The following is an 18,389-nucleotide window of genomic DNA, read 5'->3' as shown; positions in this document are numbered from 1 at the left end:
GCGCGCGCAAAGAAGCAAATCACACGCAGTGAATGGTATTCAGGCGCCGCCGTGAAACAATGCCATGTTCACTCCGATATAGCAGGCGCTGCGGCTGTCGCCGCGTTCGGGGGGCTCCGTGTGGGCAGGCGGGTTCCGTCCCCCTTCGGTGACCGTCGCTGGCGGTGCCCTTCGTCCGTGCCCGGCACGGCTGCGGCCAGGGCCGGGGTCAAGGGGATGCAGGAGGCGGGTCATCTGCGATGGCCGACGGTATGGCGTCTCGGCCTGCGCGTCGCGCAGATGGCGTCCCGGCCTGCGCGTCGCGCAGATGACGTCCTGGCCTGCGCGTCACGCAGGCGGTGCGGGGGCGCGCGCCAGGCAGAACCGGTATGTCTTGCGCAAAATATAGGCATACCGAGGGATCGGCTTGAAATTAGGCGTCGCAGGGGCGCATGTCTTTCGTGACGCCCCGATGAACCCGGGCCGAGGGTGATGAGCCAGCTATCGAACAGCCACTATCGTACCGCCTTCGAGAATGCGAGCGACGCCATCTTCATCCACGACCCCGCGGACGGACACATCCTCGAGGCCAATGAGACGGCGGAGCTGCTCACCGGCTACAGCCGCGCCGACCTGCTCTCCATGACGGTGGCGGGCATCAGCCCGCCGCGCACGCCCTTCAGCCTGGAACAGGCCATGCGGCGCATCCGCCGGGCCACCGAGCAGGGCGGCTACACCTTCGAGTGGACCATCCAGCCACGTGACAGCGACGAACTGCCGGTGGAGGTGAATCTCAAGCTGATCACGGTGGAGGGGCGCCGGCTGGTGCTGGCGCTGTTCCGCGACATCCGTGAGCGCAAGCTCTACGAGGAGCGGCTGATCGCCCGCGAGGCGCATTTCCGCCGGCTGATCCAGCATTCCTCTGACGGCATCGCCATCGTGCTGCCCAATGGCCGGTTGCGCTATGTGTCGCCATCGGTGGCGACCGTGCTCGGCTATGACGAGCGCCGGGCCACCGGCCGCAATGTGCTGGACTATATCCATCCGGACGACAACGAGCGCATCCGGCGGCTGTTGCGGCGCGAGGGGGCGCTGTGCCCGGACGCGGACATCGCCCGGCATGTCAGCTATCGCATTCTCCACCGCGACGGCGGCTGGCGCCACCACGAGGCGACCGTGAAGGATCTGGTGCGATCCTCCGAGATGGAGGGCATCCTCGTCAACTACCGCGACGTGACCGAGCGCGTGGTGGCCGAGCGCCGGGCCCGGGAGCGGGAACGGGAGCTGGAGCACATCGCCCGCTGCCGCTCCATGGGCGAGCTGGCCTCGGCGCTGGCCCATGAGCTGAACCAGCCGTTCGCCGCCATCGGCAATTACATCGGCGGCTGCATCCACCGCCTGGAACGGGGCCGCTTCGATCCCGGCGAGACCCTGACCGCCCTGCGCGAGGTGAACGCCCAGGCCGAGCGCGCCGGGCGCATCATGAGCTCGATCCTCAACTTCACCCGCCGCAACGACCCCGAGCGCCAGCATGTGGACGTGAACGCGATGGTGCGGGATGTCTCCTCATTCATCGATCTCAAGGCGGAGCGCGCCGCGGCCCGGGTGGAGTATCGCCTGAGCGAACGGCCGGTGGGCACGGTGGCCGACCCCATCCTGATCGAGCAGGTGATCCTCAACATCGCCTTCAACGGCATCGAGGCCATGGCGGCGACCGCGCCCCACCGGCGGGTGCTGCGCATCACCACCGACCGGCTGCCGCGCGCCGTGCGCATCTGCGTGGAGGACAACGGCCATGGCCTGCCGCGCATGAACCCCGACCAGATCTTCGACGCCTTCTACACCACCAAGAAGGAGGGGCTGGGCATCGGCCTCGCCCTGTGCCGCACCATCGTCGATTCCCATGCCGGGCACATGTGGGCGACCTCGGGCACCACCGGCACGGTCTTTCACGTCGCATTGCCCGTCGCCGAGGAAGAGGCAGGCCACGCATGAGCACGCAGCCCCGACCCGACCCGCAGGCCAGCGCCCCGGTTCCCGTGGTCTACATCGTCGACGACGACGATGCGGTGCGCACGTCGCTGCGGTTCCTTCTGGAATCGGTGGGCTGCGATCTGCGGGCCTGCGCCAGTGCCGGCGCGTTCCTGGAGGTCTACGACCCGCGCCGGCCCGGCTGCGTGGTGCTCGATGTGCGCATGCCGCTCATGGGCGGCTTCGATCTGCAGAAGGAGCTGGCGCGGCGGAACGCGCCCCTTCCCATCGTGTTCATCACCGGCCACGGCGACGTGCCCATGTCGGTGCGGGCGCTGAAGGCGGGAGCCTTCGACTTCATCCAGAAGCCGTTCAATTACCAGGTGATGATCGACACCATCCAGGCGGCGGTGACGGAGGGCGTGCGGGCCTTCACCGCGGCGCAGAGCGCCGCCCGGCGCACCGCGCGCCTGCTCTCCCTCTCCCCGCGCGAGCGCGCGGTGCTGGACCTCATGATCGAGGGCCACCAGACCAAGCAGATCGCCCACGAGCTGGGCATCAGCCCGAAGACGGTGGAGGTGCATCGCGCCAATATTCGCCAGAAGCTGGGCACCGACAGTCTCGCCAAGATCGTGCAGATCGTGTTCGGGGTGAAGCCGGCGTCTGGGGCCGTCCCGGACAGCCCCTAGGGAAAACCCCTAGAAGTCTGCGATCGTCCCCAATTGAGGGGGGTCGTCCCTGCTTTCTAAAGTGATCCCAGAACCTGCGGGAACGCGGGCGCCAGCCGGAGGCACAATCCGGCGGCGAAACCTGACACTGGGGTCACGATGTCTCACGCAGCACAGCGCATTCTTCTTGCCTCATCATTGATGATCTGTGGCGCCGGCGGCGCCCTGGCCACGGAAGGCGGCGGCGGCGCCTATCCCAATGGTGCCGAAAGCTTCATGACGGGCTTCCTGCCGCCGCCCGGTTTCTATGTGGTCAGCTACAACCAGTATTACACGGCAAGCAGCTTCAAGAACAGCAGCCCGCTCTTCAACGATTTCAGCGCCGACGTGGCGGCGACGGTGTTCCGCGCGATCTATGTCAGCGACATTCAGATCTTCGGCGCCAACTGGGCGATGCATGCCTTCCTGCCCATCGCCAGCGTCAACGCGTCGTTCGGAGGCATGTCGGGCCGCTCCTCCGGCATCGGCGACATCATCATCGATCCCTTCATCCTCGGCTGGCACTTCGGGGATTGGAACGTCGTCACCGGCTTCGACATCACCCTGCCCACGGGCAAGTACGATCCCAACTCCATCGCCAATCCCGGCCGCAACTACATGACCTTCACGCCGGTCTTCGCCTTCACCTACCTCAACAAGGACGGGTGGGAGGTATCGGCCAAGGTCATGTACGATTTCAACACCGAGAACCAGGACACGAACTACCAGTCCGGCCAGGAACTGCACGCGGATTTCGTGGCGGCCAAGCATTTCGGCCCGCTCGCCATCGGGGTCGGCGGCTATGCCTACAGGCAGACCACGCCCGACAGCGGCTATGGCGCCGTGTTCGGCGGTTTCGAGGGGCAGGCGGTCGCCCTCGGTCCTCAGCTCATGTACAATTCTGGAAAGCTCACCGTCGTTGCCAAGTATATGAGCGAGTTCGCGGTGGAAAACCGGCCTCAGGGCGACAAGATCTGGCTGAATATCGTCGCCGCCTTCTGACGCCCGGCGTCAGTCCTGCCTTTCTCGACAGTTCTGGAGTTCAAGATCATGCCGGCCTCGCCCGTCATCGATGTGTTTTCCTATTCCGGCGGCATCGTCGGCCCCTCCGTCTCCATGCTCGGCCCGGTGGCGGATGGCGGCACCATCCGCACCGGCACTCCGCCCGGCTGCTGGGGCCCCATGATCACCCCCAGGTTCCAGGGCGGCCACGAGGTGACCCAGCCGGTGGCGGTGGAGGGCGCCGAGGTGGGCGATGCTGTGGCCATCAAGATCCGCCGCATGCAGGTCACTTCGCTGGCCACCGCCTCGGGCGTCATGGCGTTCGTGGAGGGGCGCTATCGCGGCGATCCGTTCGTGGCGAAGCTCTGCCCCGTGTGCGGCACCATGAGCCCGCCCAGCCACGTGGAGGGCATCGGCGACGAGGCCATCCATTGCGACGTGTGCGGCTCCGAGGTGAATGCCTTCCGCGTCGCCAACGGCTACGTGATCGTGCTGGACCGCGAGGCCGGCGTCAGCCTCACCGTGGGCAAGGCGGTGGCGGACAAGCTGGCCGGCGAGGCGGGCGCTTTCTCGGCCCTCCCGGAGGCCGCCGAGCAGCATTCCATCCTCGCCCTCGCCCATGCGGACATCGCCGGCCTTGCCGCCCACATGCAGCCGTTCCTGGGCAACATCGGCACCACGCCGTCCGCCGACCTTCCCGATTCCCACAATGCGGGCGATTTCGGCGCCTTCCTCATCGGCGCGCCGCACAAATACGCGCTGACGGCGGAGGCCCTCGCCGCCGCCAAGACCGATGGCCACATGGACACCAACTCCGTGCGCGAGGGGGCCATTCTCATCTGTCCGGTGAAGGTGAAGGGGGCCGGCATCTACATGGGCGACATGCACGCCCAGCAGGGCAATGGCGAGATCGCCGGCCACGCCACCGACGTCTCCGGCGAGACCGAGGTGGAGGTCGAGGTCATCAAGGGCCTGTCCATCGACGGCCCGATCCTGCTCCAGCGCCCCGACGACCTGCCGCCCATGGCCCGGCCGATGACCGCCGTCCAGAAGGCGGCCGTGAAGGCGCTGGGCGCCCGCTACGGCCAGACCGAGGTGGAGGAGAACGGCCCCATCACCTTCATCGGCTCGGCGGCCAATCTCAACGACGCCACCAGGAACGGCCTGGAGCGCGCCGCCGCCGTCACGGGGCTGCCCTACGACGAGATCCTGAACCGGGCCACCATCACCGGCTCCATCGAGATCAGCCGCCTGCCGGGCGTGGTGCGCGTCACCTTCCTGTGCCCGATGCCGATCCTGGAGCGGCTGGGCATCGCCCATCTCGTGCGCGCGCAATACGGACTTTGAGGAGCACATCCATGTCAGACACCCAGCAGAAGTGGGCCGCCGCCTATCCCGAGCTCGGCACCGGCCCGATCCCGGTGGAACCCTGCGTTTCCCCCGCCTTCTACGATGCCGAGATGGAGAAGGTGTTCAAGAAGGCCTGGCTGAAGGTGGCGCGGGTGGAGGAGATCCCCAACGCCGGCGATTTCAAGGTGAAGAAGCTGGCTTTCGCCCGCACCTCCGTCATCCTGATCCGGGGCAAGGACGGCGCCATCCGCGGCTTCCACAACACCTGCTCCCATCGCGGCAACAAGGTGGTGGTGGAGCGGGGCGACGAGACCTTCGGCGCCAGCAAGGCGGCCGTGGTCACCTGCCGCTTCCACGGCTGGGTCTATGACGCCAAGGGCGATCTGGTCTCGGTGCCGGAGGAGGAGAAGTTCCACGCCTGCTTCCATCGTGGCGAGAACGGCCTTGCCCCCGTGCGCACCGAGGTGTGGGCCGGCTTCGTCTTCGTGAACCTGGATGCGGCGGGAACCCAGGGACTGGAGGAGTTCCTGGGCGGCATCGGCCGGCACCTCGGCGCCTATCCCTATGAGAAGATGGGCAAGTGCTACGCCTACAATACGGTGCTGAACTGCAACTGGAAGGTGGCGCACGACGCCTTCGCGGAAGCCTACCACGTGGCCACCATCCACGCTGGCTCGTTCCCCAATGTGTTCTCCTCGGGCCTGCAGAACGTGCAGCTGTTCGGCCCCCATCGCACCACGGCGGTGTGCCTGTCCATGGATGCGGAGCCCAAGCCGGTGGCCAAGCTCGCCAATTCCATCACCGGGGCGTCGCTGGTGACCAATCGCGGCGCCTCCATGCTGCCGCCGAGCGTGAACCCGGAGCGCCGGCCCGACTTCTCGTTCGAGCTGTCGGTGCTGTTCCCGAACCTGCTGCTGCATGTGTCGGAAGGCATCTGGTTCACCCACCAGTTCTGGCCGCTGGCGCACAACAGGACCCGCTGGGAGGGCCGCTATTACCTGCCGCTCCCCAAGACCAATTCCGAGGTGTGGGCGCAGGAATTCTCCCAGGTGCTCCAGCGCAATGCCTGGCTGGAGGATACCGCGACCATGGAGGACACCCAGGACGCCCTGGAATCCGGCGCCAAGAGCGTGATGCACCTGCAGGACGATGAGGTGCTGATCCGCCACGGCTACCACGCCCTCGAACAGTTCATGGCCGCGGCCGAGTGAGGATCGAACGATGACCGAGACCCTTCCCGCGGACTTTCAGGTCCTGGCTCCCTTCGCCGCCTGGGCGCTCTCCACCCAGGACGCGCGCCAGCACAAGCGCATCACCTCCACCAAGGCCGAACTGAAGGCTTTCTACGACGCGGTGCTGCCCGAACTGCCCCGTATCCTCAGCTATGTGGATCAATTTCCGCTTGGGCAGGTCGCGCCCGAGGCCAAGCCCGTGTTCTGGATGGCGCTGTCGATGGCGGAAGTGGCGCCCCACGTGGAGCTCTATCGCGGTGACCCCCAGGTGCCGCATGCGTTCGACGAGGCGCGGTTCGTGGCCGAGCACGGCCACATTCCGGCATGAGCGCCGCCGATGGGGACGGGGGTTGCCTTGAGGCGCGCCTGGCGCGGCTGGAGAGCGCGCAGGCCATCCGCAACCTCGTGGGCCTCTATGCCCTCGGCGCGGACCGCCGCAACGACCCGGAGATCTTTTCCGGGCTCTACACCGCAGACGCGGTGTGGGAGGCAGCCGGCTTCGGCCGCTTCGAGGGCCGCGAGCGGATCGTCGCGGAACTCGCCCGCATCGGCCGCGAGACCATCGTCTGGACGCTGCATTACATGACCTCGCCGATCGTGGAGATCGACGCCGGGGGAGAGGGCGCCCGCTGCCGCTGGTGGCTGTGGGAACTGTCCAAGATCGCGGACCGGCCGGGCGCCGCGCCGGCCGCCCACTTCCTCGGCGGCACCTACGACACGCGGCTCGAGCGGACGGCGGACGGCTGGCGCTTTGCCCGCGTCACCCTCGACCTGCCCCTCGTCAGCCCCCATGAGCCGGGCTTCAAGACCCGGCCGTGACCTTCCCGATTTCAAGGAACATTCCATGCGCAAGATCGCCATCATCGGCGGCGGGCAGGCCGGCCTGCTGCTCGGCTTCGGCCTGATCGACAAAGGCTACGACGTCACCCTCTATTCCGACCGCACGGCGGAGCAGGTGCTGCATTCGCGCCTTGCCACCACCGCCTTCCTGTTCGAGAGCTCGCTGAAGATCGAGCGCGACCTGTGCCTCAATTTCTGGGAAGACCTCGGCCCGTATGGCGAGGGCATCCATGTGGACTTCCGCGCCCCGGACGGGGCGGTGGGGCTTTCGGTGCAGGGCCGGCTCGGTGTCAATCACGGGCAGGCGCTGGATGTGCGCACCAAGTTCCATCGCTGGATGAACGAGTTCTCCCGGCGGGGCGGGCGGCTGGTGATCCAGTCCATTACCCTCGCCGACCTGGACCGCATCTCGGCCGCGAATGACCTGACGATCGTCGCCGCCGGCAAGGGCACCATCGCCGCGCTGTTCGAGCGCGACGAGGCCCGCTCGCCCCACAAGGCGCCGCCGCGCAATCTCGCCGCGGTGCTGGTGACGGGCTCCAACCTCACCGGCGACCGGCCGTGGCGGGAGATTCCGTTCCGCCCGCTGCGCTTCAACTTCATCGCCGGCGCGGGCGAATATTTCTCGCTGCCCTTCTACACCCACACCAAGGGCGAGTGCCGCTCGTTCCTGTTCGAGGCGGTGCCCGGTGGGCCCATGGACGTGTTCCAGGACGTGAAGGATGGGGCCGAGATGGTGGCCACGGTGCGCGAGGTGGTGAAGCGCCTGACCCCCGATCAGGCCGAGCACGTGTCTGACGACATGGAGATCACCGATGCCAACGCCTGGCTGAAGGGCGCCTTCACGCCCGTCACCCGCAATCCGGTGGGAGTGCTGCCATCTGGCAACTTGGTGTTCGGCATCGGCGATGCCGTGGTGCTGAACGATCCCATCGCCGGGCAGGGCGCCAACAATGCCAATCGCATGGTGAAGGCCTATCTCGCGGCGATCCTGGCGCGGGGCGACAAGCCGTTCGACCGCGATTGGATGGATGGCGTGTTCGAGGCGTTCTGGGATACCTCGGCCCAGTACACCTGCGCCTTCACCAATGCGCTGCTGCTGCCGCCGCCGCCCTCGGTGCTGGAAATCCTCGGCGCGGCCTCGAAAGTTCCGGCCATCGCCGACGAGTTCTGCGGCAACTTCAACGATCCCACCCGCTTCTGGCCGGCCATCGCCGATCTGGACGCCGCCAAGCGCTATGTGGCGTCGAAGGTGGCCCATGTCGCGTGAAGCCGCGCGTGAAGCCGCGCCTGAGGCCGCCCCGGACACCCGGCCGCCGGCGGGCGCGGCCGGCGCGGAAGCGGAGCGGCGCGCCCTGCGCCGCACCCTTTCCTGCTATGCCACCGGCGTGTGCGTGGTGACCACGCGCGCGCCCGACGGGGAGAAGGTGGGGCTGACGGTGAATTCGTTCGCCTCGGTCTCGCTTGATCCGCCGCTGGTGCTGTGGAGTCTGGCCAGGACCTCGCCGCGCCTCGCCCTGTTCCGGGGCGCAGCGCATTTCGCGGTCAACGTGCTGTCGGCCGCCCAGGTCGAACTGTGCCATCGTTTTTCCCGTCCGGGCGCGGACCGGTTCGCCGGACTCGACCTCGATCTGGGCGCCGGCGGCGCGCCGCTGCTGCCGGACTGCCTGGCGACCTTCGAGTGCGCGCGGCACGAGACGGTGGATGCCGGCGATCATCTGATCCTCATCGGCCGGGTGCTGGCGCACCGGCGTGCCGCCGCCGGCTCGGCCCTGGTGTTTTGCGACGGGGCCCTGCGGGGCTGGTCGGGCCTTGGGGAGGTGAGCGCAAATGCTTGAGTTTTCCGGCAAGGTGGCGATCGTCACCGGTGGCGCCACGCTGATCGGCGCCGAGGTGGCGCGGGCCCTGGTGGCGTCCGGGGCGCGGGTGGTGATCGCCGATATCGATGCCGAGGGCGGCGCGCGGGTGGCGGAGGGCCTGGGCCACAGCGGCCTGTTCCTCGCCACCGACGTGGGGGCGGATGCCGCCATCGCCGCAACAGTGGCGACCACGGTGGCGCGGTTCGGCGGCATCGACGCGGTGGTGAACGCCGCCGCCTGCTACATCGACCATGGTCCGGCCTCGTCCCGCGCCGACTGGGCGACGGCCTTCAATGTCAATGTGTTCGGCGGCATCGCTCTGCTCCAGGCCGCCCGGCCGCACATGGCGGCGCGGGGCGGCGGGGCGGTGGTGAATTTCACCAGCGTCTCGGGGCGCGTCGCCCAGGCGGGGCGCTGGGTCTATCCCGCCACCAAGGCCGCCATCGAGCAGATCACGCGTGCGCAGGCGCTGGACCTTGCCGCCGACGGCATCCGCGTCAACGCGGTGTCCCTGGGCTGGACCTGGTCCGCGCCCATCGCCGCCTTGTCGAAGGGCGATCGGGCCACGGCCGACCGCATCGCCGCGCCGCTGCACATCACCGGCCGGGTGGGCGACCCGCGCGAGGTGGCGCAGGCGGTTGCGTTCCTGCTCTCGTCCCGCGCCTCCCTCATTACCGGCACCACGCTGGCGGTGGATGGCGGCTACCTGGCCCTGGGGCCGGAGGGGCGGGGCCTCTCCCTGGCGGAGTTCACACGATGACCGACACATTGAGCGAGGACGCAGTCCTTTGCCGCGCCGCAGACGTGCCCGAGGGCGGGGCGCTCAAGGTGGAGCGGCCCGGCCGGCCGCCGCTGGCGGTGTTTCGTACCGGCGGCCGCTTCTTCGTCACCGACGACACCTGCACCCATGGCGATGCGTCCCTGTCGGAGGGCGAGATCGACGCCGAGGAGCTGGTGGTGGAATGCCCGTGGCACTCCGGGGCGTTCGCGCTGGACACCGGCGCGCCCTGCGGCGCGCCGTGCACCCTTCCCCTGCGCGTGCATCGGTTCGAGGTGCGCGGCGACGTCATCGTGCTGGTGGCCTGAGCCATGGCCCGGATCACGCTCGACGACGGAGCGGCGTTCGACTGCGCCGCTGGGGAAACGCTGCTGCGCGCCGGCCTGCGGGCCGGGTTCGGGATGCCCTACGAATGCAATGCCGGCGGCTGCGGCACCTGCAAGGTGGACGTCGTCTCCGGTGCGGTGGAGGATCTCTGGCCGCAGGCGCCCGGCCTTTCCGATCGCGACCGGCGCAAGGGGCGGGTGCTCGCCTGCCAGAGCCGGCCGCGCGGCGACTGCGCCGTGAAGGTGCGGCAGGACCCGGCCTGCGTGCCGCCGGTGCCGCCGGCCCGGCGACGGGCAGTGCTGGACGGGGGGGCGGACGTCACCCACGACATCCGCGCCTTTCGCTTTCGGGCCGAGGGGGCGGCGGACTTCCTGCCGGGCCAATATGTCATGCTGGCTCTGCCGGACGGGCTGGAGCGGGCCTATTCCCTCGCCAACCTGCCCAATCCGGCCGGCGTGTTCGAGGTGATGGTGCGCCGGGTGCCGGGCGGGCGCATGACGGAGCGGCTGTTCGCGGCGCCCCCGGCGGAGGTGTCTCTCGACGGTCCGTTCGGCCTCGCGCACCTGCGGCCGAGCGCGCGGGACATCGTATGCCTCGCCGGCGGTTCGGGGCTCGCGCCCATGCTCTCCATCGCCCGCGCGGTGGCGGCGCAGGAGACGCCCCGGCGCGTGGTGTTCTTCCATGGCGGCCGTGCCGGCGCCGACGTGATGGATGTGGCCCGCCTGGACGCGCTGACCGGCCTCGGTGCGCGGCTCACCTATGTGCCGGTGGTGTCGGGGGAGCGGGTGCGGGGGCTGGCGCATGGGCTGGTGCACGAAGTGGCGGCGGCATGGCTCGCCGGTTCCATCGACACCTTCGACTATTATTGCGCCGGCCCGCCGCCCATGATGCAGGCGTTGGAGACGCTGCTGGTGCGCGAGGCCGGCCTGCCCGCCGGGCGGGTGCGGTTCGACCGCTTCTTCTGAAAAGGAGGCGACCGGCGCCGCCCCCGTCCCACGGTGTTTCGCCGGCGGCGCTCAGACCGCCGTCAGCGCCTCCGCGAGGTCGGCGATCAGGTCGTCGGGGTGCTCCAGGCCCACCGACAGGCGCAGCAGGCCGTCGGAAATGCCCATTTCCGCCCGCGCCTCGGGGGTGAAGCGCTGGTGGGTGGTGGTCGCAGGATGGGTGACCAGGCTCTTGGCATCGCCGAGATTGTTGGAGATGCGGATGACCTTGAGCGCGTCCATGAAGCGGAAGGCGCCGGCCTTGCCGTCCTCCACCACGAAGGTGACCAGGGTGCCGCCGCCGCTCATCTGCCGGCGCGCCAGCGCCGCCTGGGGATGGTCGTCGCGGAAGGGATAGAGGGTCTTCGCCACGCCCGTGGCGGTGGCGAGGAAATCGGCGATCCGCGCCGCGCTCGCCTGCATCCGGTCCACGCGCAGGCCAAGGGTTTCCAGGCCCTTCAGCATCACCCAGGCGTTGAACGGGGAAATGGAAGGGCCGGTCTGGCGCAGGTATACCTGCAGGTGATCGGTGAGGAACTGCTGGGAGCACAGCACCATGCCGCCCAGGCAGCGGCCCTGGCCGTCCACATGCTTGGTGGTGGAATAGACCACGACATCCGCGCCGAGGGCCAGCGGGTGCTGGAGCAGAGGCGTGGCGAACACATTGTCCACCACCAGGCAGGCGCCCACCCCGTGGGCGATCTCGGCCACGCTGGCGATGTCGATGATGTCGAGGGTGGGGTTGGTGGGGCTCTCCAGCAGCACGACGCGGGTGTCGGGGCGGATGCCGGCGCGCCACGCGGCCAGGTCGGTGCCGTCCACCAGCGTCACCTCGACGCCGAAGCGGGGCAGGAAGTCTTCCAGGATCCAGCGGCTGGAGCCGAACAGGGCGCGCGCCGCCAGCACATGGTCGCCGGCCTTCAGTTGGCACAGCAGCGCCGCATGCACCGCCGCCATGCCGGAGGCGGTGGCCCGCGCCACCTCCGCGCCCTCGATCAGCGCCATGCGCTCCTCGAACATGGCGGTGGTGGGGTTGGAATAGCGCGAATAGACGAAGCCGGGATCGTCGCCCTTGAAGCGCGCCTCGCAGGAGGCGGCGGTGTCGTAGACGAAGCCCTGGGTGAGGAACAGCGCCTCCGAGGTTTCGCCGAACGGCGAACGGGTGGTGCCCGCGTGCACGAGGCGGGTCTCGGGGTGCAGGGTGCGCGGGTCCCGGGGCGTGAAGGCGGCGGGGCGGGGCTTCTCGGGGTCGGACGCCGACGACATGGCTCACTCCATGGCCGAGGAGCTGTTGCGGATAACCGCTTGCATTGTCCGCGCGTTCGCGGCACATGCGCGGCTGTCGATCCGCTCATCCCCGGCCTTTTAGCATTCTGGTTTAACGTGGCAGCAAGCCGGCCGGCTCAAAGTGACCACGGGCGGATCAGTAATGCCGGCCGCCCCTTGGCGTCAAGGAATTCGTTCTGTAAATCGAACGGGACGGCTGGCGAAGCGGATGTGGGGATGCGCGTGCCCGATGTATTGAAGCCGGGAATCCTGCCCGCGGAGGCCATCTCGGGGCTCAAGGCCACGGGCGCCATCGCCTGCCGGCGCGCCCTCGATCCCGACCAGATCCAGCCGGCGAGCCTGGATCTCCGGCTCGGCCGCAGTGCCTGGCGCATCCGTGCCAGCTTCCTGCCCGGCGCCGGGGTCAGCGTGCAGGAGCGCCTTGACGCGCTGGCGCTGCACAAGCTGGACCTGACCAACGGCGCGGTGCTGGAAACCGGCTGCGTCTATCTGGTGGAGCTGTTCGAGCGCCTCAAGCTGCCCGCCGACCTCGCCGCCGCCGCCAATCCCAAGAGCTCCACCGGCCGGCTCGACGTGTTCGTGCGCGTCATCACCGACGGGGCGCGGGCGTTCGACACCATTCCCGCCGGCTACAAGGGGCCGCTCTATCTGGAGGTTTCGCCCCGGACCTTCCCCATCCTGGTGCGCACCGGCTCGCGGCTGTCGCAGGTGCGGTTCCGGCGCGGGGTGGCGCGGCTCGGCGACCTGGAGCTGTTGAGCCTCCAGGCCGGGGAGTGCCTGGTGGACGCGCCGCATCCCGACGTGGCGGCAGGCGGTATCGCGCTTGGCGTGGACCTTGCCGGGGAAGCCCTCGGCGGCCTGCAGGGCTTTCGCGCCAAGAAGCACACCGGCGTCGTGGACATGGACCAGTCGGGCGCGCTTGAGGTGGAGGATTTCTGGGAGCCCATCCGGGTGCGCGGCGATGGCCGGGCGCTGGTGCTCGACCCCGACGCCTTCTACATCCTGGCCTCGCGGGAGGCAGTGCACGTGCCACCGGACTATGCGGCGGAGATGGTGCCGTTCGACCCGCTGGTGGGCGAATTCCGGGTGCATTACGCCGGCTTCTTCGATCCCGGCTTCGGCGCCGCCGCCGCCGGCGGGCGGGGGGCCCGCGCGGTGCTGGAGGTGCGCTCGCGCGAGGTGCCGTTCATCCTGGAGCACGGCCAGACCGTGGGGCGGCTGGTCTATGAACGCATGGCGACCCGGCCCGGAGCCCTGTACGGCACCGACATGCGCTCCCATTACCAGGGGCAGGGCCTGAAGCTCTCCAAGCATTTCAAGCCTTTCGCGCAAGGGTGAAGGCACGCAGGAGCGAGGCGCGCGGGATCGTGCGGTGCGCACACGCGGGGCGCCGGGCGGCGGGTGGCTCGAAGCCCGGTGGCGCCGGCCTCAGTTCGCCTTCATGGGGGCGATGCTGGCGGCCAGCGTGCGCTCCTTCTGCCATGGGGTGGCCTCCTGCAGCGCCGCGCGCAGCTCCCGCAGGGGACGCAGCACAGCGTCCGAATAGGCCAGATAGTCCGCCACCAGCGGCAGGGCCTCCTTCACCTTGGGCTCATCGGCGAGGTTGAGGGCGGTGGATACCGCCGCGTCGATGGCCGGAGCCGCGGCCGCGAGCCCGTGCGCCCCGCCCTCGCCCAGCACCACTGCGAAGGCGGTGAGGGTGCGCGCCCGCGCCGCCTCCACCACCGCCACCACCTCGTCCGTGGACTGCGACACCGCGAGGCGGCCGGAAATGTCCTCGATCAGGGCGAGGTAGGTCACCAGCACGTCGAGGGTGGAGACGATGTTGGCCACGTCCCCGGCGGAATGGCCGAACGCCTGCTCGGCGCCAAACTGCGGCAGGCGGCTGCCGAGCTGCCGCACCGCCAGCACCTGGGAGGCGGCCGAGCAGGCCTTGCCCGGGTGCGGCCACCAAGTGGCGAAGGCATCGCGGCACCGCTTCAGGATGCCGTGTACCTCGGGCCGGAGCTGATCGGTGACATAGACCGGCAGGACCACGTAGGAGACCGCGAGCGCCACCACCGCGCCGATGGCGGTCTCGTAGATGCGGGCCAGCATGCCGCCGGTGCCGAGGCCGTCGATGAGGTGCAGCCCCAGCACCACCGAGAAGCCGACGGCGGCGGAGGCCACATCGTAGCGGTCCTTCTGGGTGATGATGGAGGTCACCTGCGCGAACATGCAGAGCCCGGCCAGCAGCCACACCGTGTCGCCGAGGGCCAGGAACACCACGATGCCGATGACCACGCCGACGAGCGTGCCCACCACCCGGTAGCGCACCCGCACATAGGTTTCGCCGACGCTGTTGCCGATGACGAACATGACGGTCATGGTCGCCCAATAGGCATGGCTCAGGCCGACGCCGAGGTCGAGCGCCGTGGTGATGGAGGTTGCCACCAGGCCCTGGCAGGCGACCTTGAGCGGGGCGGAGAGCTGCCAGGCCCCCCCGGCGGCGCGCTGCAGAAGCGGGATGGGCCCCCCGACCGGCGGGGCGTTGCCCTCTGGCGGGTGGGGCGAGGGGAAGGGCGTCGTCTCGGCCAGCTCGATGCCGTTGATGACCAGGGCCAGCCGGTCGAAGGCGGTGAGCGCCCGCATCAGGGCGAAGCGGGCCTCGGGCGGCAGGGCGGTGGAGAAGGCGTGCGCGCGCAGCAGGGCCACCGCGCGCTCGAACCGCTCCTCGGCGTGCACGTCGCGCACGTCGATGGCCTCCAGCCGGCGGGCGACGTGGTCGGCGGCGGCGGCGAACGGGCTGCGCCAGTCCGGCGTGTTCGTCACGTCGTGCGGGATGCAGCCGGCCAGCAGCTGCACCGCCACGCGCAGACGGTAGAACTTGGCGCGCAGGGCCTCGAAGTCGCCGCGCGCGCCGGGGTCCTCGGCGATGGCGTTGCCGAGGGCATTCCAGACCCGGGCCCGCAGGCGTTCGACCTCGTGCGGGGCGGTGTCGGTGAAGGGGCGGCCAGCGCGCACCGCCTCCGACATCTCGCGCAGATAGGCGGCCACCGCCGCCTGGACATCGTGGGTCGACTGCACGTAGGCAGCCAGCGCCGAGGGCCGCCAGGGCGAGAGGCGCAGCGCCGCCGCCGCCACCGCCCCCTGGCAGAAGGCGAGCAGCAGCAGCACAGCTTCGACCCGGGTGGGGTGGAGGATGGTGCCCACGGTGGCCACCAGGATCAGCGCCAGGCCGAACCTCTGCCCATCCATGCCGTAGCGCCGCAGGATCAGCGCGCAGAACGACAGCGGCACCAGCAGCAGCTTCAGCAGCATGGCGCGCTCGGGGCTGTCGCCGGGGCCCACCAGCGCCAGCAGCACCAGGAACGCCGCCGACACCAGGAACAGCCGCGCCATGGTGCGGGCCTCGGTGCGGCGGCTGGCGGCGGGATTGAAGGAGATCAGGGTGAGGGCGCCGGTGCCGGCCATCAGCGGAAAGGTGATGGTCATGCCCAGGCCGAACATCTGCGAGGTGGCGGCGCCCACCGCGATCACCACCGTCAGGGCGATGCCGAGGTGCAGCGCCCGCATGCTGTCGATGCCGCCGGGGTCATGATCGGCCAGCCAGACGCCGATGCGCGCCACCAGAGGCGTGCGCGCCGGCGGGGGAGGGGCGGTCATGGGGGTGCTCATGGCGGCTCCGGCGTGCGACAGGTCGGCGGCGGCCAGATTTCATGGTTCGGCGTTCCTGTCCAGTGCGGGTGCGCCGGCGCGGCGATGGACCGCCTCTGGAGCCGGGCGCGCCAGCCTTCGCGCATCCTGCTATAAGCACGATGCATTCGCGAGGGGAGGCCATCCATGCAGCCGATGCGGCTTTACTGCTTCGCCCAGTCCGGCAACGCCTACCGCGCGGCGCTGATGCTGCAATTGTGTGACGTGCCGTGGGAGCCGGTGTTCGTGGACTTCTTCAACGGCGAGACCCGCACCGAGGCCTATCGCGCCCAGGTGAACGAGATGGGCGAGGTGCCGGTGCTGGTGGATGGCGGGGTGCGGCTGTCCCAGTCGGGGGTGATTCTCGACTACCTCGCCCACAAGACCGGCCGCTTCCTGCCCGAGGGCGAGCTGGAGCGGCGCGAGGCGCTGCGCTGGATCCTGTTCGACAACCACAAGTTCACGAGCTATTTCGCCACCCTGCGCTTCATGGTGGAGCTGGCGCGCCAGGAGGAGGGCGACGTGACAGCCTTCCTGAGGCTGCGGGCGCTGGCCGCCTACGGCATCGTCGACGGGCATCTGGCCCGGAGCGATTTCCTGGTGGGGACGGTGCCGACCATCGCCGACCTGTCGCTGGCGGGCTACGTCTATTATCCCGAGCGGGCCGGCGTCGAGCTGTCACGCTTCCCCCACATCGCTCGCTGGGCGGAGCGCATCGCATCGCTGCCGGGCTGGGTGCATCCCTACGAGCTGATGCCCGGCCACCCTCTGCCGGGGCGGCCGGCGTGACGGGAGGGCGCCGGCGCCGGGCCCTGGAATTGCTCCAGGCGCGGCATTTTCTTCGCGCCGACGGCTTCCCCCGTCGCGCGAAAAGGCTCTAAAGCAGGCGCCAACGGAGGGGGCGTCCGGTCACCTTCCCCGAAGATCAGCGGTGAAGAGGCCCCGGCATGGCCGGGCGCATGGGGACGGTTCCATGGTGACTGAGACGACGGCGCGGGTTGCGGAGCTCTATGCGGCACGGCTCGCCGCCGGCGACATCGAGGCCGACGCGGCCCAGGCGGAGGTGGTGAGGGAGTTCGCCCGGCTCGAGCTGGAACTGCGGCAGAAGGCGCTGGCGCAGAAGTCGTCCTCGCTGGGCTGGCTGTTCCAGCGCCGGGCCCCGGCGGCCGCCCCCAAGGGCCTTTACATCTACGGCGAGGTGGGCCGGGGCAAGAGCATGCTCATGGACCTGTTCTTCGAGGCGCTGCCGCCCACGGGCAAGCGCCGCGCTCACTTCCACGCCTTCATGGGGGACGTGCACGAGCGCATCTTCAGGGAGCGCCAGGCGCAGAAGGCCGGCGAGCGCAAGGGCGCCGATCCCATCGTGCCGGTGGCGGCGGCGCTGGCGCAGGACGCCAAGGTCTTGTGCTTCGACGAGTTCCACGTCACCGACATCGCTGACGCGATGATCCTCGGGCGGCTGTTCGAGAAGCTGTTCGCCGATGGCGTGGTGGTGGTGGCGACGTCCAATGTCGAGCCGCGAAACCTCTATGCGGGGGGGCTCAACCGGGCCCTGTTCCTGCCGTTCATCAGCACCATCCAGGACCGCATGAAGGTGCTGTCGCTGGAATCGCGCACCGATTACCGGATGGAAAAGCTGGAGGGCCTGTCCACCTGGTATACGCCGCTCGGGCCGGAGGCGGACGCCGCCATCGCCGCCGCCTGGGCCCGGCTCGCCGGTCCCACGGGCGGCGTCCCCGGCTCGATCGAGCTGAAGGGACGGCGGCTGGCAGTGCCGGCCATGGCCCACGGGGCGGCGCGCTTCTCCTTCGCCAACCTGTGCGAGGCGCCGCTCGGGCCAAACCCCGATTATCTCAGCCTTGCGCGCATGTTCCATACGCTGGTGCTGGAGCATATCCCGGTGATGGGACCGGACCAGCGCAACGAGGCCAAGCGCTTCATTTCGCTCATCGATACCCTGTATGACGCCAATGTGAAGCTGATCGCCTCGGCGGCGGCGGCGCCGGACGGGCTCTATGTGGCGAGCGAGGGCACCGAGGCCTTCGAGTTCGCCCGCACCGTCTCGCGCCTGCACGAGATGCGGTCCAGTGAATATCTTGCCAAGCCCCATGGCCGTCCCGATTCCACCGCATCCGGCGACACCACCGGCCTGGTGGAGACCTGACGGCGCCGCTGCGCGCACCGCCGGACCCGGCTGGGCGGCTGGCGGGCCTCCGCCGTCCACCGGAACGCGCGCCCTTGATTTTGCCCGTAGGACGTGCAACCTTCAGTCGGTCATCGCAAGGTTATGCAAGGCCATAAACACAGGGCCCGGTGAAACCGCCAGGAGGCAGTCAGGCCCGATGGTCTCGCGCTGCGTGTTCCGGGTTCTGTTCCTGACAAGTTCTGTTCCTGCCGGA

17 protein-coding genes and 1 riboswitch are annotated in these 18,389 nt (G+C 69.4%); of the genes, 15 read left to right on the top strand and 2 right to left on the bottom strand.

Features of this window, described 5'->3' with window-relative positions:
• Window positions 1-471: 471 nt before the first annotated feature.
• The 12 genes from V5F53_RS11195 to V5F53_RS11140 all read left to right on the top strand — a co-directional run bounded on the left by V5F53_RS11195 (window position 472) and on the right by V5F53_RS11140 (window position 11,010).
• On the top strand, window positions 472-1,974 hold the full coding sequence (locus V5F53_RS11195) for a PAS domain-containing sensor histidine kinase (RefSeq protein ID WP_393996517.1): 1,503 nt from the start codon (window positions 472-474) through the stop codon (window positions 1,972-1,974).
• Window positions 1,971-2,639: a response regulator transcription factor gene (locus V5F53_RS11190; protein WP_393996516.1), complete on the top strand. Its 669-nt coding sequence runs from the start codon at window positions 1,971-1,973 to the stop codon at window positions 2,637-2,639. The genes V5F53_RS11195 and V5F53_RS11190 overlap by 4 nt, the downstream gene beginning before the upstream one ends.
• A 138-nt stretch (window positions 2,640-2,777) precedes the next feature.
• The gene (locus V5F53_RS11185) at window positions 2,778-3,659 is read left to right on the top strand and encodes a SphA family protein (RefSeq protein ID WP_393996515.1); all 882 of its coding nucleotides are present in this window, start codon (window positions 2,778-2,780) and stop codon (window positions 3,657-3,659) included.
• A gap of 48 nt (window positions 3,660-3,707) precedes the next feature.
• Entirely contained in the window at window positions 3,708-5,006 is a 1,299-nt protein-coding gene (locus V5F53_RS11180; protein WP_393996514.1) for an acetamidase/formamidase family protein, read from the top strand.
• A gap of 11 nt (window positions 5,007-5,017) precedes the next feature.
• On the top strand, window positions 5,018-6,220 hold the full coding sequence (locus V5F53_RS11175) for an aromatic ring-hydroxylating oxygenase subunit alpha (RefSeq protein WP_393996513.1): 1,203 nt from the start codon (window positions 5,018-5,020) through the stop codon (window positions 6,218-6,220).
• Between the two features lie 10 nt (window positions 6,221-6,230).
• On the top strand, window positions 6,231-6,569 hold the full coding sequence (locus V5F53_RS11170) for a hypothetical protein (protein ID WP_393996512.1): 339 nt from the start codon (window positions 6,231-6,233) through the stop codon (window positions 6,567-6,569).
• On the top strand, window positions 6,566-7,060 hold the full coding sequence (locus V5F53_RS11165; RefSeq protein WP_393996511.1) for a nuclear transport factor 2 family protein: 495 nt from the start codon (window positions 6,566-6,568) through the stop codon (window positions 7,058-7,060). The genes V5F53_RS11170 and V5F53_RS11165 overlap by 4 nt, the downstream gene beginning before the upstream one ends.
• A gap of 25 nt (window positions 7,061-7,085) precedes the next feature.
• Window positions 7,086-8,351 (top strand): styrene monooxygenase/indole monooxygenase family protein, encoded by a 1,266-nt coding sequence (locus V5F53_RS11160; protein ID WP_393996510.1) that lies wholly within the window; start codon window positions 7,086-7,088, stop codon window positions 8,349-8,351.
• A complete protein-coding gene (locus V5F53_RS11155; protein WP_393996509.1) occupies window positions 8,341-8,919 on the top strand; it encodes a flavin reductase family protein in 579 nt (192 codons plus the stop codon). The genes V5F53_RS11160 and V5F53_RS11155 overlap by 11 nt, the downstream gene beginning before the upstream one ends.
• Window positions 8,912-9,700, top strand: a complete 789-nt coding sequence (locus V5F53_RS11150) for an SDR family oxidoreductase (RefSeq protein WP_393996508.1) — start codon at window positions 8,912-8,914, stop codon at window positions 9,698-9,700. The genes V5F53_RS11155 and V5F53_RS11150 overlap by 8 nt, the downstream gene beginning before the upstream one ends.
• Window positions 9,697-10,026, top strand: coding sequence for a non-heme iron oxygenase ferredoxin subunit (locus tag V5F53_RS11145; RefSeq protein ID WP_393996507.1), 330 nt, complete (start codon window positions 9,697-9,699; stop codon window positions 10,024-10,026). The genes V5F53_RS11150 and V5F53_RS11145 overlap by 4 nt, the downstream gene beginning before the upstream one ends.
• A gap of 3 nt (window positions 10,027-10,029) precedes the next feature.
• Window positions 10,030-11,010, top strand: a complete 981-nt coding sequence (locus V5F53_RS11140; RefSeq protein WP_393996506.1) for a 2Fe-2S iron-sulfur cluster-binding protein — start codon at window positions 10,030-10,032, stop codon at window positions 11,008-11,010.
• Window positions 11,011-11,061: 51 nt separating this feature from the next.
• On the opposite strand, the gene V5F53_RS11135 is transcribed toward V5F53_RS11140, so the two are convergent.
• Entirely contained in the window at window positions 11,062-12,294 is a 1,233-nt protein-coding gene (locus V5F53_RS11135) for an O-succinylhomoserine sulfhydrylase (protein ID WP_393996505.1), read from the bottom strand.
• 79 nt (window positions 12,295-12,373) lie between these two features.
• Window positions 12,374-12,454, bottom strand: a riboswitch (SAM riboswitch).
• 77 nt (window positions 12,455-12,531) lie between these two features.
• Here V5F53_RS11135 and V5F53_RS11130 point away from each other — a divergent pair.
• The gene (locus tag V5F53_RS11130; protein ID WP_393996504.1) at window positions 12,532-13,653 is read left to right on the top strand and encodes a 2'-deoxycytidine 5'-triphosphate deaminase; all 1,122 of its coding nucleotides are present in this window, start codon (window positions 12,532-12,534) and stop codon (window positions 13,651-13,653) included.
• A gap of 90 nt (window positions 13,654-13,743) precedes the next feature.
• Here V5F53_RS11130 and V5F53_RS11125 read toward each other — a convergent pair whose 3' ends face one another.
• Window positions 13,744-15,960, bottom strand: coding sequence for an FUSC family protein (locus V5F53_RS11125; protein WP_393996503.1), 2,217 nt, complete (start codon window positions 15,958-15,960; stop codon window positions 13,744-13,746).
• 177 nt (window positions 15,961-16,137) lie between these two features.
• Between V5F53_RS11125 and V5F53_RS11120 the strand changes: the two genes are divergently transcribed.
• Both V5F53_RS11120 and zapE read left to right on the top strand, forming a co-directional pair.
• On the top strand, window positions 16,138-16,779 hold the full coding sequence (locus V5F53_RS11120) for a glutathione S-transferase family protein (protein WP_393996502.1): 642 nt from the start codon (window positions 16,138-16,140) through the stop codon (window positions 16,777-16,779).
• 184 nt (window positions 16,780-16,963) lie between these two features.
• Window positions 16,964-18,154, top strand: a complete 1,191-nt coding sequence (gene zapE / locus V5F53_RS11115; protein WP_393996501.1) for a cell division protein ZapE — start codon at window positions 16,964-16,966, stop codon at window positions 18,152-18,154.
• Window positions 18,155-18,389 lie beyond the last annotated feature (235 nt).

The organism is Xanthobacter cornucopiae, from assembly GCF_043195065.2.
Lineage (GTDB): Bacteria > Pseudomonadota > Alphaproteobacteria > Rhizobiales > Xanthobacteraceae > Xanthobacter.
The sequence above is the reverse complement of the archived record's forward strand: the minus strand, read 5'-3'. Positions and strand labels throughout refer to the sequence as shown.